Annotated in this window: 1 pseudogene; it reads right to left on the bottom strand. The window is 67.1% G+C overall.

Annotation, left to right across the window (positions count from 1 at the left end):
• Positions 1 to 490, bottom strand: a pseudogene (locus G8O24_RS42645) (hypothetical protein); the annotation flags it as partial.

Raw genomic sequence — 490 nt, 5'->3', positions numbered from 1 at the left:
CGGAAGTGCCGCCGCCGTCAGCGAAGCCGCCACCGCCACCGGAAGCGGTCGAGTAGGCTTGCACATAAGACGCCATCGCGTCGTTCACGGACAACATGGACGAGGCGTTGCCGCCCGCGCCGGCCGTGCCAACTGCGGGATAGCCGTTGCCGGACGACGAACCGCCGCTTCCGCCAGAGGCGGACTGGGTCAGATACAACGTTCCGGTCGTCGAACCCGAAACGATGTTGTTGGCATTCACAGAGGCGCCATTGCCGCCGCTGGCGCCGTAGTACCCGTTGCCGCCCGATCCGCCGCTGACGTTGCCGGCGCCCTGGACGTAGCCACTGTCGGATGTCGCAGATGCGGTGGCCGTGCCACTTCCGCCATTGCCTCCGGTATTGCCGGCGTAATAAGCATCACCACCGCGTCCGCCGGTCCCATTGACATTTGCGTAAGCGCTGTTCGCCCCGGTGCTCGTTGCAACAGCGGTCGCCGCGGCGGCGCCGCC

The organism is Bradyrhizobium campsiandrae (genome assembly GCF_014529705.1).
Lineage (GTDB): Bacteria > Pseudomonadota > Alphaproteobacteria > Rhizobiales > Xanthobacteraceae > Bradyrhizobium > Bradyrhizobium campsiandrae.
Note: the sequence above shows the minus strand (reverse complement) of the source record. Positions and strands in the feature narration are given on the sequence as shown.